9 protein-coding genes and 2 pseudogenes are annotated in these 15,704 nt (G+C 73.7%); 1 reads left to right on the forward strand and 10 read right to left on the reverse strand.

Annotation, left to right across the window (positions count from 1 at the left end; all coding sequences use genetic code 11):
- Positions 1-243 precede the first annotated feature (243 nt).
- Positions 244-1,260 (forward strand): LAETG motif-containing sortase-dependent surface protein, encoded by a 1,017-nt coding sequence (locus FGF04_RS15770; protein ID WP_149511921.1) that lies wholly within the window; start codon positions 244-246, stop codon positions 1,258-1,260.
- 187 nt (positions 1,261-1,447) lie between these two features.
- On the opposite strand, the gene FGF04_RS15775 is transcribed toward FGF04_RS15770, so the two are convergent.
- The 10 genes and pseudogenes from FGF04_RS15775 to FGF04_RS41095 form a co-directional block, all read right to left on the reverse strand.
- Positions 1,448-3,262 carry a GMC oxidoreductase gene (locus tag FGF04_RS15775; protein WP_149511922.1) on the reverse strand — a complete coding sequence of 605 codons (1,815 nt, stop codon included), beginning with the start codon at positions 3,260-3,262 and terminating at the stop codon, positions 1,448-1,450.
- Positions 3,263-3,364: 102 nt separating this feature from the next.
- On the reverse strand, positions 3,365-4,990 hold the full coding sequence (locus tag FGF04_RS15780) for a succinic semialdehyde dehydrogenase (RefSeq protein ID WP_149511923.1): 1,626 nt from the start codon (positions 4,988-4,990) through the stop codon (positions 3,365-3,367).
- 151 nt (positions 4,991-5,141) lie between these two features.
- Complete coding sequence (locus FGF04_RS41845) at positions 5,142-5,555, reverse strand: hypothetical protein (RefSeq protein ID WP_328596390.1); 414 nt, start codon at positions 5,553-5,555, stop codon at positions 5,142-5,144.
- A gap of 509 nt (positions 5,556-6,064) precedes the next feature.
- Positions 6,065-6,811 (reverse strand): annotated as a pseudogene (locus tag FGF04_RS41850) (serine/threonine-protein kinase); the annotation flags it as partial.
- Positions 6,812-6,849: 38 nt separating this feature from the next.
- Positions 6,850-8,265 (reverse strand): diacylglycerol/lipid kinase family protein, encoded by a 1,416-nt coding sequence (locus FGF04_RS15790; protein WP_149511924.1) that lies wholly within the window; start codon positions 8,263-8,265, stop codon positions 6,850-6,852.
- Positions 8,266-8,367: 102 nt separating this feature from the next.
- The gene (locus tag FGF04_RS15795; protein WP_149511925.1) at positions 8,368-10,077 is read right to left on the reverse strand and encodes a serine/threonine-protein kinase; all 1,710 of its coding nucleotides are present in this window, start codon (positions 10,075-10,077) and stop codon (positions 8,368-8,370) included.
- A gap of 108 nt (positions 10,078-10,185) precedes the next feature.
- Positions 10,186-10,845 (reverse strand): hypothetical protein, encoded by a 660-nt coding sequence (locus FGF04_RS42055; RefSeq protein ID WP_408055624.1) that lies wholly within the window; start codon positions 10,843-10,845, stop codon positions 10,186-10,188.
- Positions 10,830-11,858: a serine/threonine-protein kinase gene (locus FGF04_RS42060; protein WP_408055625.1), complete on the reverse strand. Its 1,029-nt coding sequence runs from the start codon at positions 11,856-11,858 to the stop codon at positions 10,830-10,832. Before FGF04_RS42060 ends, FGF04_RS42055 begins: the two co-directional genes overlap by 16 nt.
- A 156-nt stretch (positions 11,859-12,014) precedes the next feature.
- Positions 12,015-13,817: a serine/threonine-protein kinase gene (locus FGF04_RS15805; RefSeq protein WP_149511926.1), complete on the reverse strand. Its 1,803-nt coding sequence runs from the start codon at positions 13,815-13,817 to the stop codon at positions 12,015-12,017.
- A 242-nt stretch (positions 13,818-14,059) separates the two neighbouring features.
- Positions 14,060-15,704: pseudogene (locus tag FGF04_RS41095) on the reverse strand (hypothetical protein); the annotation flags it as partial.

Genomic DNA, 15,704 nt, shown 5'->3' on the forward strand with positions numbered 1-15,704 from the left:
TCCCCCTCGTGCCCGGCCCCGTCGGCCGACCGACGGTCAGTTCTAAGGTGTGCGCACGGGAGTTCACAAGTCGACCCTTCGTGTGACCCAGCCCACATGAGAATTCTGTGAGTTCCAGGACAACCCTTCACCCGGGTCACGGGTCTCACTTGCGCAACCTACGGCCATACCCGCGACCGCCACGCGGAGGCCTCCCGAATCTCGCGCCGCGACGCAGCGGCGCACCGGACTTTTGAGGTCTTCATGAAGCTTCGCCGTGTCATGGCCGCCGCGGCCACGACCGCCGTCATAGCCCCGCTCGCGCTGCTGTCGGCCCCGGCCGCCTTCGCCGAGCCCAGCCCCGGCGGGACCGAGAGCGCGTCCACGACGCCGGCTCCCACGGAGACCGAGACCACCGCTTCGGGGACGCCCACCGCGACGGCCACGACGACGCCGCCGACCAGCGAGATCCCCTCGTCGAGCGCGACGGTCACGCCTCCGGCCGGCAGCGGGAGCCCGTCGGCCACCGGGTCGCCGAGCACGACGCCCGAGCCGACCGAGGAGCCGGGCGACCCGGACGCCCCGTTCTGCGAGGACCTGGACGAGGACTACGGCGACGCCAAGGTGTCCGCGGACATCAAGGGCCTGCCCGGCAAGATCGTGGCGGGCGACGGCTTCCACAAGTTCCAGCTGGTCGTCACCAACGAGTCGGAGACCGACATCGAGGGTGTCGCCTTCTACGCCGAGATCGAGAACTACGAGCTCGACGAGTCGAAGTTCCTGAGCCCGTACGTCACCCTGCAGTTCAAGAACACCGAGTCCGGCAAGTGGGAGCGGATCGGCGACGAGAACTGGGCCGGCAACTACTTCTTCTACGCCGAGGAGCTGAAGTCCGAGGCGAGCGAGAAGGTCGACCTGCGCTTCAGCATCGACAAGGGCGCGCCGGCCGGTGACTCGTACTCCTTCGGCTCCGGCGCCTACCTGGACAGCGTCGAGGGCCAGGACTGCGTCGCCGAGGGCTGGGCGCAGTACGACTTCGAGGTCCTGAAGGCCGGCTCGGACAACACGGACCCGGGTACGGCGGAGCCGAACGAGGACGCCGACAAGGACCCGGTGAAGAAGCCGCAGGGCAACGTCTCCGAGCTGCCGACCGGCAACCTCGCCGAGACCGGGTCCAGCTCCGCGCTGCCGACCATCGGCCTCGTGGGCGGGGTCGCCCTCGTCGCCGGTGTGGGCGCCGTGGTGGTCGCCCGCCGCCGCAAGGCCGGCGCCGACTCGTGACCCCGTACGTGAGCACGTGACCCGTACGTGAGTACGTGACCCGTACGTGAGTACGTGACCCGTACGTGAGTACGTGACCCGTACGTGACGTGAGGACCTGCGCTCGGAGGGGGGCGCAGGTCCTTCGTCCTGTACGGGGCCGGTCCGCGGGCTGTTTCTTCGGGGGCCGCTACTCCTTCGGGGGCGGCTACTTCTTCGGAGGCACCGCCGGCATCCCGAGGAACGGGAGCTTCAGGGCGCCGAAGGCGGTGGCGGGGACCGCCGGCGCCAGGGGCTCCACCGGCTTCAGGCGCTCGTACGCCGCGCCCTGCGCCGGACGCGGGTCCTCCTCGCCCTTGTTGGGCCAGTACGACATCGCGCGCTCGGCCTGCGCGGTGATGGTCAGGGACGGGTTCACGCCCAGGTTCGCCGAGACCGCGGCGCCGTCGACGACGGAGATGCCCGGGTGCCCGTACAGCCGGTGGTAGGGGTCGATGACGCCCTCCTGCGCGGACGCGCCGATCGGGCAGCCGCCGAGGAAGTGGGCGGTCAGCGGCATGCCCATCAGCTCGCCGACGTTCGAGCCCGCGAAGCCGTTGATCTCGGCGGCGATCGCCGAGGCGCCCTCGGAGGCGGCCCTGATCTGCTTCGGGTTGGGGGCGCCGTGCCCCTGCCGCGCGGTGAGCAGGCCCTTGCCCGCGCCCTTCGGCTTCAGGTACGTCGTCAGGGAGTTGTCGAGGGACTGCATCACCAGGCCGATGATGGTCCGCTCCGACCAGCGGCGGTTGGAGAGCGAACGGGCCATGCGGCTGGGGTGCCTGGCCGCGTTGAGCAGCCAGGCGAGGAACCGCGACGAGCCCTCCGTGTAGGGGACCTGGAGGATCGACAGGCTGCCCATCGAGTTCGAGCCCCTGCCGTAGCGGACCGGCTCGATGTGGGTGTTCGCGTCCGGGTGGATCGAGGACGTGATCGCGACCCCGCGCGTGAAGTCGACCTTCGCCTCGCCGGTGGCCTTGCGGTAGCGCCGGTTGTCGGTCTGCGCGCCGACCAGGGCCTCGGAGTTCGTACGGGTCAGCTCGCCCAGCCGGTCCGACACGTGCGGCAGCCGGCCGCTCGCCTTCATGCGGTGCAGCAGGGTCTGCGTGCCGTACGTGCCGGCCGCGAGGACGACCCGGCGGGCGGTGAGGACGCGCCCCTCGCCCTTGCGGCCCCCGCGCTTGCGTCCCCCCTTCCCGGGACGGCGGCCCCGGTCCGTCGGGAGCGTCGTGACGGCGTAACCGCCGCGCGAGTCGTCCGTGACGGACACGACGGTCGTCAGGGGGTGGACGACCGCGCCCGCCTTCTCGGCGAGGTAGAGGTAGTTCTCGTTCAGGGTGTTCTTCGCACCGTGCCGGCAGCCCGTCATGCACTCGCCGCACTCCGCGCACGCCCGGCGGTCCGGTCCCGCGCCGCCGAAGTACGGGTCCGGCACCGGCTGTCCCGGCCGCGCCCGCACGGTGCCGTCGGCGTCCTCGCCGTCGCCGAAGAAGACGCCGACCGGCGCCATGTGGAAGGTGTCGCCCACGCCCATCCGCTGCGCGGCCGCCTTCAGGTGGACGTCCGAGGGGGTCATGGTCGGGTTCAGCCGTACGCCGAGCATGCGCCGGGCCTGGTCGTAGTACGGCTTCAGCTCCTCCTCCCAGTCGGTGACGTCCTTCCACTGCGGGTCCTCGAAGAACGGCTTCGGCGGTACGTAGAGGGTGTTGGCGTAGTTGAGGGAGCCGCCGCCCACGCCCGCCCCCGCGAGCACCATGACGTTGCCGAGGAGGTGGATGCGCTGGAGGCCGTACATGCCGAGCTTCGGCGCCCAGAGGTAGTTCTTGAGGTCCCAGGAGTTCTTGGGCAGCGTGTCCGGGGTGAAGCGGCGGCCCGCTTCCAGGACACCTACGCGGTAGCCCTTCTCCGTGAGGCGCAGGGCGGTCACGGAGCCGCCGAAGCCGGATCCTACGACGATCACGTCGTAGTCGTATGCGTCCTGAGGCACGTGCCGTCTCCCCTTTGAGTGTGCCGTGCGGGTGGTTCGTGGTTGCTCGCGCCCACGCGGCGGAGCCGCATCTCGATGTAGCCTCGCGCCCCTGAAGGGCGCCTAGCGGAAGCGGAGTGTCTTCATCAGGCGGAGGCTGCGGGTCATGAAGGCCGCGTACTTCTCGTCGTCCATGCCCAGGGACGGCGCCATCGGCAGCAGGCGCTGGTGGGCCACCGTCTGGGCCTCCGTGTACTTGAGGATGCCCTCGGAGCCGTGGCGGCGGCCGAGGCCGGAGTCCTTCATGCCACCCATCGGCGACTGGACGCTGCCGTACGCGGGCCCGTAGCCCTCGTTGATGTTGACCGTCCCGGTGCGCAGCCGGGCCGCCACCTCGGCGCCGCGGCGGCCGTCCTTCGTCCAGACCGACGCGTTGAGGCCGTACGCCGTGGCGTTCGCGGACTCGATCGCCTCGTCCTCGTCGGTGAAGCGGTAGACCGAGACGACCGGGCCGAAGGTCTCCTCACCGCACACCGCCATCGGCGCCTCGACGCCGTCGAGGATCGTCGGCTCGAAGAAGTACGGGCCGACGTCCGGGCGCGCGACCCCGCCCGCGAGGACCGTCGCGCCCTTGGCGACGGCCTCCTCCACGTGCCGGGTCACGGTCTCCAGCTGGCGCTCGCCCACCAGCGAGCCCATGTCGGCGCCGTACGCGAGGGACGTGCCGAGCCGCATCGCCCTGGTCCGCGCGGCGAACCGTTCCAGGAACGCGTCCGCGACCGACGCGTGGACGTACAGCCGCTCGATGCTGATGCACAGCTGGCCGGCCGACGAGAAGCAGGCGCGGACCGCGCCGGCCGCCGCCCGCTCGATGTCGGCGTCCGCCAGGACCAGCATGGCGTTCTTGCCGCCGAGTTCGAGGGAGACGCCGACCAGCCGGGCCGCCGCGCCCTGGGCGACCTCGCGGCCGGTGCGGGTGGAGCCGGTGAAGGAGACGTAGTCGGCGTGCTTGACGACCTCCGGGCCGATGACGGGGCCCTCGCCGAGGACGACCTGGAAGACGTCGGCCGGCAGGCCCGCCTCGACCAGCAGGTCACGGGCCCACAGGGCGGTGAGGCAGGTCTCGGTGTCGGGCTTCATCACGACGGCGTTGCCCGCGACGAAAGCCGGCAGCGCGTCGCCGACGGACAGCTCCAGCGGGTAGTTCCAGGGGGCGATCTGGCCGACCACGCCGCGCGGGTGGCGCAGCTCGGTGACCTTGGTGAGGGTCGGCATGGCGCCCGCATGCCGCTTGGGGCGCAGGTAGAAGGGGGCCCGGCGGCCGTAGTGGCGGGCCGCGACGGCGACCGCCTGGACCTCCTCGTGGGCGTGCAGACGGGCCTTGCCGGTCTCCAGCTGGATCAGGTCGAGCACCTCGGCCTGGCGGGCCAGCACGAGGTCGTGGAAGCGCAGGAGGACCGCGGCGCGCTCCTTGACGGGGATCCGCGCCCAGACGGCCTGGGCCGCGCGGGCCCGTTCGTAGGCGAGTTCCACGTCCTGGGGCGTGGACTCGGGCAGGTCGGCCAGCTTCTCGCCGGTGAACGGCGTGTGGTTCGCGGTGCGGCCCGAGCCGACCACGCCACGCGTGAGCTGGGCGATCAGCTCCGGCGTGACCACGTCGGCGGCCGTGCGGGCGCCTTCGGGTGCGGGCGCGAGAGGGTTGGTGCCGGTCTTTTCCGGGGCCTGTGCCGGGGCCTGCGAGTCCGTCATGTGCCGCAGGGTATGCCCGCTCGCGCTCTTTGGGTACCCGTCGGTAACAGGGTTTCACCGACCACACACAAGCCGCCAGTGATCACTGGCAGTAAACGGCCTGATCAGGGCGTTGTCCGGTGGGGCGGAGGGGAAAACGGTTCCGGACGCGTCACGGGTCGATCTCCAGGCGTTCCCTGGCCCCCTTGAACACCGCCGTGCCCCGCTTCTCGTGCGCCGTCCCCTTGGGCATGTCCACGCGCAGCTCGTACATGCGGCTGTCGTCGGTCAGCACCATCAGCTCCATGACACGGGTCACGGTGCCCTCGGTCTCGTAGGTGGTGTCGGCGATGACGGCCTCGTACCCGTGGAAGGACGTGGGCGTGTACAGCGTCTTCGACTTCCCGTACCCCGCCCACGTCTCGGCCTGCTCCCGCGCCCGGCCCATCGGAGAGGCCGGCGCCTTGTCCCACTGCGTGAGCCGCACCTGGACGACCTCGTCGTTGTCGTAGATCGCCATGCGCGGCTGGTCGTCGGCGCCGCCCTGCTCGTGGAAGCGCACGTACTGCCGGGGGAGGTGGAGCACGGCCCCGAGGTCCTTCTCGGGACGGGCGGTCCACACCTCGCCGTCCGCGGGGACCTTCGGCTCCGGGACCAGGGGCGCCGAGTCGGTCCCGGCCCGTACCGGGGTCCCCTTCCCCGCGGGTCCGCTCCCGCCGTCGGCGAACGAGGTGCCGAGCCAGACGCCGCCCGCGATGAGCAGACCGCCGGCGAGGGTGCCGGCGAGGAGGCGGGGTCCACGGCGTCGGTCCTCGTGTCGGCCGCCGCCCCCTCCGTTCCCTCCGCCCGCTCCGGCTCCTGCGCCGGGTCGGGTGCCGGAGCGGGTGCCGGGTCGGGTGCAGGAGGGACCGAGGACGCCCTGCCCACCCGTACCGTTCCGGTGTCCTCCGCGAACTGACGTAACCCTGACGCCTCCTGAGGGGCGGTCAGGTCGCCGTGCGGTACCGGCCAGCCCTCCGCCACCGACTCCAGCGCGGCGGCCACCTCGCCGGTCTCCGGCCGCCGGTCCGGGTCCTTGGCCAGGAGCCGGACGATCAGCGGCCCGAGCGGCCCCGCGCGCTCCGGCTGCGGCGGCTCGGCGGACAGGATCGCGGCGAGGGTCGACTCCAGCGTCGTACGCCGGAACGGGGACCAGCCCTCGACGGCCGCGTACAGGCAGACGCCCAGGGACCACAGGTCCGCGGCGGGGCCCGCGCCCCGGCCGGACATCCGCTCCGGGGCGATGAACTCCAGGGAGCCCACGAACTCCCCGGTCGTCGTCAGGGACTCCTCGCCCTGGATGTGCGCGATGCCGAAGTCGGTGAGCACCACGCGGCCGTGCTCCCCGAGCAGCACGTTCGCGGGCTTCACGTCGCGGTGCACGATGCCCTTCGCGTGCGCGGCCCGCAGCGCGCCCACGACGGCCAGTCCGATCCGCGCCGCCTCGGCGGGCGGCAGCGCGCCGCGCCGCAGCACCTCGTGCAGCGACTCGCCGCGGATCAGCTCCATGACGATCCACGGCAGCCCGTCCTCCACGACCACGTCGTGGATCGCGACGGCGCCGGGGTGCTCGACGCGCGCGGCGGCCCGCGCCTCGCGCTGCAGTCGGTGGTACGCGCGTTGGTGCGCCGCGTCCTGCGGATCCCCGGGCAGCCGGGGCTGCTTGACCGCGACGTCCCGGCCCACGAGCTCGTCCGCGGCCCGCCACACGGTGCCCATGCCGCCCGAGCCGATCCGCTCGGTCAGCCGGTAGCGGCCGCCGATCAGACGTCCCCCGGCCGGGCGCCCCCCGTCTTCACTCATGCCCCATGACTACCGTGCGGGGCCGGAACTTGTCGACGTCAGGCGGTGGGCGGGGTCCGGTTCTCCGGCGGCGCCGCCTCCGGCGACAGGGCCCGCTGCCTGGGGAGGGCGGTGCGGCCCACGGCCGCCGCGAGCTTGCGCAGCCGCCGCCAGTCCAGGGGCGGCTTGGTCTCCGGGACGCCGGGCCGGTGCTTGGGCACGCGCACCCGCAGGGCGCCGGGCTCGATCCGGCACCGTACCGGGGTGGGCAGGACGAGCGCCTCGCCGTCCACGCCGACCTCGACCTCGGCGCGGTCGGCGTCCACGACCACCTCGCGGGCGGTCAGCACCGTGAGTCCGGTGGAGTGGCGGCCCAGCAGCAGCCCGGCGGCCTCGGCGGCGTTCGCGACCGTCACCCCGAGCACGCCGAGCACCCCGGACTCCAGGCGCTCGCGGTAGCCGAGTCCGGCCGGATCGTCCATGCGGTAGGGGTTGTTGCTCACCAGGAGGGCCTGGGGCGCGTCGACGACGGCCGTCCCGCCCGTCTCGGTGCCCTCCACCCGGGCGGTCAGCCGCGGCCCGCGCTGGTGCGTGAGCAGCTCGGGCAGCAGCTCCAGCGTCGTACGGACCTTGTCGTCGCGGTACTCGGGGCTCTGCACGACCACCGCGTACGCGCCGAACGAGGCGTTGTTGACGAAGGGGTGGGTGTCGGCGAAGCCGAGGTCGACGTGGAGTTCGACCCCGTCCTCGGTGAGGGCGTCCAGGCCGGCCGCCGGGTCGCTCCGGTCGAGCCCGAGGTCCATGGCGAAGTGGTTGCGGGTGCCGGCACTGATCACGAGGAACGGTATGCCGTGCCGCGCGGCGACGGCGGCGACGAGTGCCTGCGTGCCGTCGCCGCCCGCGACGCCGAGCAGGTCGGCGCCGTCCGCGACGGCCTGCCGGGCCAGTTCGGTCACGTCCTCGTGCCGTTCGGGGTCGAGCAGGTGGACGCGCGCGCCGAGCTTCTCGGCCTTCTCCCGCAGCCCGAACCGCTCGACCTTCCCGCCCCCGGAGCGCGGGTTCATGATGAGGAAGGGCCTGCGGGGCGGCGGGGTGTGGTGCTCGGGCACGGTCACGGTGTGGGACCTGGTGCTGCTGAGCGCGAACTTCCCGGCCCAGACGGCGAACCCCCACAGCGCCAGGGAGACGGTCACGACCCACAGCAGGTTCTCCGCGGCGAAGAACCAGACGACCGCGGCGGGCGTGGCGACGGCCAGCGCCACCGCCCCCGCCCGGGCCGGTCCGCGCAGCGTCAGCACCCACCACAGCGCGGCCACCGTCACCGCCGTGCCCAGCACGCCGACGGCGACGAGCAGCAGGCTCTCGACCCGCGCGTACCCGAGCGGCAGCAGCACCGCGACACCGCCGGCGGTCAGGGCACCGCGCGCCGCCCACCGCTGCCGGGCATGCGCCCGTCCGTCAAGATCCAGGCCCACGCCTGCCGCCTCTCCAGCTGTCCGAGGGCAGCAGTATGCCCCCCGGAGGCGACGCGGCGTTCCGCCTCCGGTTCGAACGGCGGTTCCTGCAGCGGTTCCTGCTCACAACTTGTCGATGTCGAGGTTCGCCAGGGCGGTCCTCGCGACCTCGCGTCCGCGCTCGGTGAAGTCGCCCTGGCCCGGGTAGCCGACCATGAGCCGGTACATGTCGCCGGACGTGGTCCGGTAGTAGAAGACCTGCAGTTCGCGCGGGAGCGGGTCGGTGGTGTCCGTGGTGGAGTAGGAGACGGTGTTCTTCGCGGCCTTCCTGCCCTTGTACCCGGCCTCGTTCGCGTCGCTCCTGGGCGCGGGCTCGGAGTCCATGTCGAGGCCGTAGGAGCCGCTCTGCTTGTACGCGGCGTCGTCCTCGTACATCTGCGCCGCGGCCGTGGAGGCGATCTCGTCCGAGGTGTCCTCCGCCGCCCTGTCCAGCGAGAGGCTGATCCAGAGGGCGCCGCTCCGGTCGGTGAACCTGACCCAGTGCTCGTCCGGGGGCGCGTCCGCCTTCGGCACGGTCTTCCGGTAGCCGTCCGGTACGGCCACCGTCGCGCCCAGGGCCTTCAGGTCCGTCTTCTTCCAGCCGTCGGGCAGGGGGCCCGCGAACGGGTCCGCGACCACCAGGTACGCCGCCACCGCCGCCGCGACGACCACGGCGGTGAGGCCGCCGCCGATGCCGATCCACGCCCTGCGGCCGAGGCGGCCCGCCCGGCCCCGGGGAGCGGCCGCCGGCAGCGGGCCGGCCCGCGTGGGTGCCGGCCGGGGCGGCCGGGCGGCCTGCTCCAGGAGCGTGCGCACGCGCGCCGCGTCCGGGCGGCGGTTCGGGTCCTTGTCCAGGAGGCCCCCGACGGCCTCGGCGAGCGGGCCGCCCGCCGCACCGGGCGCGGCCGGCGTGGCGTTGAGGACGGCCTGGAGCGTCGCCGGCGTGTTGCTGCGGCGGAACGGCGACACGCCCTCCGTGGCCGCGTACAGGACCACGCCCAGCGACCACAGGTCCGACGCCGGGCCGGGCCGCTGCCCCAGCACCCGCTCGGGCGCGATGAACTCGGGCGAGCCGACGAAGCCGCCCGTGTCGGTCAGGTTCGTCTCGCCCTCGATCTGCGCGATGCCGAAGTCGGTGAGGACGACCCGGTCGCCGGTGCCCAGCAGGACGTTGTCCGGCTTGACGTCGCGGTGCAGGATGCCCGCCGCGTGGGCGGCCTGCAGCGCGCCGAGCACTTCGAGGCCGGTTCTCGCCGCTTCCCGTGCGTCGAGCGTGCCCTCCTGGAGCGCGTCGCCGAGCGAGCGGCCCCGGACCAGCTCCATCACGATCCACGGCCGGCCGTCGACGACGGCGACGTCGTGGACGGTCACGACGGCCGGGTGGTCCAGCCGGGCCGCGGCGCGCGCCTCGCGGCGCATCCGCTCGAAGACGTTGGCCCGTTCACGTTCGGGAAGGTGGTCGGGGACGCGCGGTTCCTTGACCGCGACCTCCCGGTCCACCGTCTCGTCCCGGGCCCGCCACACGGTGCCCATCCCGCCGTGGCCGAGCTTGCCGAGCAGCCGGTAGCGGCCCGCGACGAGGCGCCCGGTGCCGGATTCGCGCGGGGCCTGCGCGGTCTCCGGCCCAGGAGCAGGCTCCGACGGCGGCTGTTGCTGTTGCGATCCGGGGGTCTCCCGGGCGGGCGTGGCGTACGGGTTCCCGGGGTGCGGCACGGCGGCCGGCGGATGCGGTGGCCGCAGGACGAAACTCGTCGGCTCGCCGGATCCGTGCGGAACTCCCCCGTCGCTGCTCATGGGTCCATCCTTATCGCGCCCGCCACCCCCGCTCCACCCCGGGCGCTTTCCGGTCACAGACCCGTGACGCGCGGTGCGTCTTATGGGGCTTTTGCGGTGCTGTGGGGCTCAGGGGCGCGCCCGGACGAACGTGTCGACGGCGACGTCGAAGTACTCCCGCGCCTGGCGCGCCTGGCCGACGGGCGCCGACACCAGCACGTCGTACATCCGGCCGCCCTCCTCCCAGGACAGGTCGTAGAGGTGCCGTGCGCCCTCCGCCGCGCTGAAGCCGTTCCAGGTGAACTCCCAGAGCGCGGCGGGGCGTGCGGAGCGGGTGGTCTCGGTGACCCGGCCGTCGCGGTACCCGGGATAGGTGTCAGGCCCCTGCGCCGCGGCGCGCTGCAGCACCGCGAGCGGTCCGCCCGGCTCGGGGTCGGACACCTTGACGCCGATGCGGAAGGTCTTCGCCGCCGACACGTAGTAGACGCGCTCGCCCTGCACCTCCCGGGTGAAGCCCACCGGGACCGCGAGGGAGAACCCCTCCGCGTCCCGGACCAGGCGGTACCCCGTGGGGACCGTCCGGCTCGCCGAGGCCGACGGCCGGGAGCCGCCGGTGTCCCCCGTGCCGGTACCGCTGCCGCTGGTCGCGCCGGCCGTGCGGGACGAGGAGGCCGAACGCGTCGGCGGGGTCAGTCCGTTGCCGTCGTCGCCCATCAGCAGCGCCGCCGCCGAGACGCCCGCCACGGCCACCGCCGCCACCAGGGCGGCCGCGATCAGCGCGTTGCGCATGGAGGAGGGGACGACGAAGGCCGGCCGCAGCGGGAGCCGTACCGCCGGCTCCGGGACGGGCGGTCCGGGCGTGCCGTGGCCGTGCCCGGCGGTGTCAGGACGGCCCCGCATGCGGCCGGGCGGGAGCGGCGGCATGTGGCCCGTGGCGAGGAACGCCCGCAGCAGCCGTTCCGCCTCCACCGCGTCGAGCCGCCGTTCGGGGTCGCGTTCCAGGAGGCCGAGGATGACGGGGAGCAGGGGGGCGGCGGCCGGGGGCGGGTATACATGCCTAGTCTCGTGGGCTCGGAGATGTGTATAAGAGACAGGACCACGACCGCATGCAGGATGCCGCTCAGCGAGTCCCGCCGGAAGGGGGACTCACCGCTCAGCGCCGTGCAGAGCAGGGCGCCCAGCGACCACAGGTCGGACTCGGGGCCGGTCCTGACGCCCGACATCCGCTCGGGCGCGGTGTACTCGGGCGACCCCACGAACGACCCGCTCTCGGTGAGCGTGGTCGCGCCCGCGACCTGCGCGGTCCCGAAGTCGGTGAGGATGGCCCTGCCCTCCAGGTTGAGCAGCACGTTCCCGGGCTTCAGGTCGCGGTGCAGGACCCCGGCGCCGTGCGCCTTGCGCAGTGCGCTGAGCAGGTCGATCCCCATCCGGGCCGTCTCGGCGGCGTCGACGGGTCCGTCCCGGGAGATGCGGTCGGCGAGCGAGCCGCCTTCGAGCAGGTCCATGACGATGTACGGCCGTTCGTCCTGCTCGACGACGTCGTGCACGACGATGATGTGCGGATGCCGCAGCTGCGCGACGGCGCGCGCCTCCCGCAGGGTGCGTTCGCGCTGCAGCCGGGACTCCTCCGCGGAGAGGGAGGTGTCGACGGGGAGTTCCTTGACGGCGACCTGCCGGGCGAGCAGCTCGTCCGTGGCCTGCCACACCACGCCCATGCCGCCCCGGCCGAGTCTGGCCCCCAGGCGGTAACGGCCCGCGATGACACGGACGTTGTCCTCAGGTCTCTCCCCCTGGGTCCCCATGCGCCCCATCATGCCGCACCGGACTGGACCCCTCCGGGGGCCGGACACCGCTCGTGGCCGACAACCGACGCTTACACGAGTCCACGTCCGGGGCCTCCCGCCGGGGCGCGGGAGGCCGCGTGCCCGGCCGTGACGCGCCCGCGGCCGGCCGGAACGTCACTGCTGGGGCCGCCACCCGCGCAGGATCGTGTCGAACTGCTCGCGCGCGGTGTCCCAGTCCGCCGCCGGCGACGACATGTAGATCACGTACTCGACGCCGTCCCGGCTGTAGTACGCCTGCTCGATCGCCCGCCGCGGACCGGGGAACTCCGTGTCCTTGGCCAGCGCGGTCCAGGTGAAGTCCCACAGCGCCCCCGGCCGGTCCCGGTAGGTGTTGGCCTCCAGGGTGATCCGCCGGTAGTCGCTCAGGCGGGCCAGCTGCTCCTCCAGGTCGACCAGGTGCCGGTACGGCGTGTCGAAGTCCGGGGAGTCGTTCACCGCGATCCGCACGAAGTGCTCGCCCCCGTCGGGCGTGTAGTCGACCTGGTCGTTCTCGACCTGCCGCTTCCACCCCTCGGGCAGCACGAGGCTGAAACCCTTGACGTCCTCGACCCGTTCCCAGCCCTCGGGGACGTCCCCGGCCTGCTCCCCGTCGGTCTGCTTGCCGTCGTCCCCGCCGTCCGAGGGGGACGGCGTGTCGGACGACGACGTGGGCCCCGCGGACGTCGACGTGTCGTCGTCCCCGCGCCCGTCCGCCAGCATGAGCGCCGCGACGCCGCCGCCCCCGACGAGCGCGGCGGCCAGCACGACCGCGGCGACGGTACGGGCCCGGCGGCTGCCGCGTCCGCCGGTCACCGCCGGCTGGTGCGCGGTGTGGACGGCCGGATCGGGCCCGGTCCGCCCCTGACCGCCGTAGGTGTCGTGGCCGCCCGACGCCCCGAACCCGTCCTGCGGGTACCGGCCGCCCTGCGTCCCGTACGCCCCGTGGGGTCCGTACGCCCCGTGGGCGCCGGCGTGGGTGGTGCCCTGCGGTCCGGGCGCCGCGGCCGGTCCCTGCCCGTACCCGCCCTGGTGCCCCTGGATCCCCTGGCCGTGGGTCCCGCTGTCCGGTTCGCCGGTGGTGGCCACGTGCTGCGTCGGCACGTACGCCTGCGCCGCGTCCGGCGTGCGCCCCTCCGCCGCCTCGGCGAGCATCTGCTCGGCCTCCTCGGACCCGGGCCGCTCGGCGGGGTCCTTGCGCAGCAGGGCGGTGATGACGGACGTCAGCGGCCCGGCGTGCTCCAGGGCCTCCGCCTCCTCGCCGACCACGGCCTGCATGGTGGTCAGGGGCGTCGTCCGCCGGAACGGCGACCGGCCCTCGACCGCCGTGTAGAGCGTCGCGCCGAGGGCCCACAGGTCGGCGGACGGGCCCGGGTCCTGGCCGCGGATGCGTTCCGGCGCCAGGTAGTCGACCGAGCCGACGATCTCGCCGGTACGCGTGATCGTCGTGTCCCCCTCGACCTGCGCGATCCCGAAGTCGGTGAGCAGCACGCGCCGGTCGTGGGAGAGCAGGACGTTGCCGGGCTTGATGTCGCGGTGCAGCACCCCGGCGGAGTGGGCGGCCCGCAGCGCGCGCAGGACCCACAGCCCGACCCGGGCCGCCTCCCGCGGTTCGATGCGCCCCGCATCCTTGACCGCGTCGGCGAGCGAGTGCCCCTCGACCAGTTCCATCACGATCCACGGCCGGCCGTCGTGTTCCAGCACGTCGTGCACGGTGACGACGGCGGAGTGGTTGATCCGCGCGGCCGCCCTGGCCTCGGCCCGGGTCCGGGCGAGCAGCACGGCGCGCTCGCTCTCGGACACGTAGAGCGCGGCCGTCAGCTCCTTGATCGCGACGGAGCGGTGCAGCACTTCGTCACGTGCGCACCACACGCGGCCCATGCCCCCACTGCCGATGGAGTCGACGAGCCGGTAGCGCCCCGCCAGAAGCAGGCCCTGCATCTGATTCACGTTTCCCCGCAATGGTCTTGACAGGGTCAGACTAAGGACCGGCACCCGCCCAGGGAACCGCCGGGGTCCTACGGAGACAGCACTGTGACGCTTGCCGGGCGCGTGAACGGGCGGTGTCCGCCGGGTGATCAGGCGTTGTGCCCCGATCCACCGGAACCGTCACGCACGGTGACCCGGAAGACTCCCGTCCAGGTCCCGCAAGAGCCCTGCGCACGCAGGGTCATGACGTCCTGTCAGCCGGTGATCTGGTACGTCGACGACGCCTGCTCGTACAGCCGCGTCACCTCGTCCCGCTCGGCCTCGGGACCGCGCACCTGCAGCACGTGGTACCGCCCGCCGGCGATGATCACGAGGTTGCGCACGAACACCTCGTCGCCCGAGGAGTCCTGCCAGGTGAACTGCCCCTCGGCCATGGCGCGTCCGCCCACGTCGATGCGGCGCATCCCGCTGGAGGTGGCCCAGGTCGAGTCGCGGAACGGCTGCAGCTCCCGCTCCTCCTCGCGCTGGTACGTCATCGGGTCGCCGCCGTACTCCTTGGTCGTGTCGCGGCCCGGGACGACCAGCAGCTCGAAGCGGCCGTGCGAGTAGACGACCTGCCCGCGTCCGTTCCTCCCCGTCCGGTCCCAGCCGTTGGCGACCGCCACGCGGAACCCCTCGGAGTCCTTGCGCAGCGTGAAGCCCTGCGGCAGCTCGGGCCCGGTGGTCTGGGCGGTGGAACTGGACGAGCGCGTCGGGCTGTTCTCCCCGCTCGGCGTCTTCCCGTCCTGCGGGTCGGTGCCGGCCTTCCCGTCCGGGTCGGCGCCGGTGTCCGAGGAGTGCCCGGGGGTGGGACTGACGACCTCTCCGGCCGAACCGGTGCGCTCCCCGCCGGAGTCGGACTTGGGCATGAACGCCACGGCGTACGCGACGGCCAGGCCCATGGCGAGCAGGATCACCAGCAGCAGGGTGCGGCCGAGCCTTCGGGGCCCGGCCTCCCTGCCCTGCCGGTCCCGCTTGTGCCGGCCGTGCGGGCTGGTGGCGGGCAGCCCGGCGCGGCGCCTGCGGACCATCTCGCCCCGGCGCCGTACGACGGGCAGCCGGGCGGGGTCCACCGGGGGCGCCGGGACGACGTACGCGCCGGCCTCGGGCTCGGGCGCCGACCGCACCAGCGAACGCAGCCAGCCCCGCAGCTCCTCGAAGTCCAGCCGCTCGGTGGGGTCCTGGCGCAGCAGCGACTCCACGACCGGCCGCAGCGGGCCGCACTCCTCCGCGAAGGCGGGCGGTTCCGCGCACACCAGCTGCACCAGCTCGGCGGTGCTCTCCTCGGGGTAGGGCGCGTGGCCCTGGACGGCGCGGAAGAGCAGCGCGCCCAGCGCCCACAGGTCGGTGGCGGGGCCGATCGGCGCCGCGAGCTGCCAGTTCTCGTGCACGGGCCCGGCCTGTTCGGGGGCCCAGCGCTCGGTGACGGGGCCCACGACGGCCATCCGCGCCTGCCGTGCCCGCTCGGCGGCCAGCGCGGTGGCCGGACCGCGCCCGGCGGGCGCCGCGGCGGAGGTGAGCTGGTTCCACCGGGCGGGCTCCACACCGGCGCCGGTGGTGGTGTTGGCGTTGGTACCGGTGTTGGCGTTGGTGCCATTGCCGGTTCCGGCGCCGGTGCCCGCAGTGGTGCCGGTGTCCATGGCGGCGGCGCGTTCGGCCGGCGGTGCGGCCGGGGGCGCGTACCCACCGCCGTTGCCGCCGCGCGGCGCCGCGCCGTGCCAGGAACCGGGCGGCCGTACGCCGTACGGGTCGACGATCTGCCCCGGTGGCACGGTGCGCTCGCCCGCCTGCCCGGGTCCGGTGATCTGCCCGGAGATCTCGCCGGGCCGGAGGCCGGGCTGCTGTCCTGTCCCCGTGTCG

Origin of the sequence: Streptomyces apricus, assembly GCF_008369065.1 — a bacterium.
Taxonomy (GTDB): Bacteria; Actinomycetota; Actinomycetes; order Streptomycetales; family Streptomycetaceae; genus Streptomyces; species Streptomyces apricus.

Bases quoted from the DNA above. Each gene is read 5' to 3' on its own strand.
- FGF04_RS42055 (WP_408055624.1), bottom strand. From the start codon at position 10,845: ATGCGCAACGCGCTGATCGCGGCCGCCCTGGTGGCGGCGGTGGCCGTG.
- FGF04_RS15780 (WP_149511923.1), bottom strand. From the start codon at position 4,990: ATGACGGACTCGCAGGCCCCGGCACAGGCCCCGGAAAAGACCGGCACC.
- FGF04_RS15770 (WP_149511921.1), top strand. From the start codon at position 244: ATGAAGCTTCGCCGTGTCATGGCCGCCGCGGCCACGACCGCCGTCATA.
- FGF04_RS42060 (WP_408055625.1), bottom strand. From the start codon at position 11,858: ATGGGGACCCAGGGGGAGAGACCTGAGGACAACGTCCGTGTCATCGCG.
- FGF04_RS15795 (WP_149511925.1), bottom strand. From the start codon at position 10,077: ATGAGCAGCGACGGGGGAGTTCCGCACGGATCCGGCGAGCCGACGAGT.
- FGF04_RS15805 (WP_149511926.1), bottom strand. From the start codon at position 13,817: ATGCAGGGCCTGCTTCTGGCGGGGCGCTACCGGCTCGTCGACTCCATC.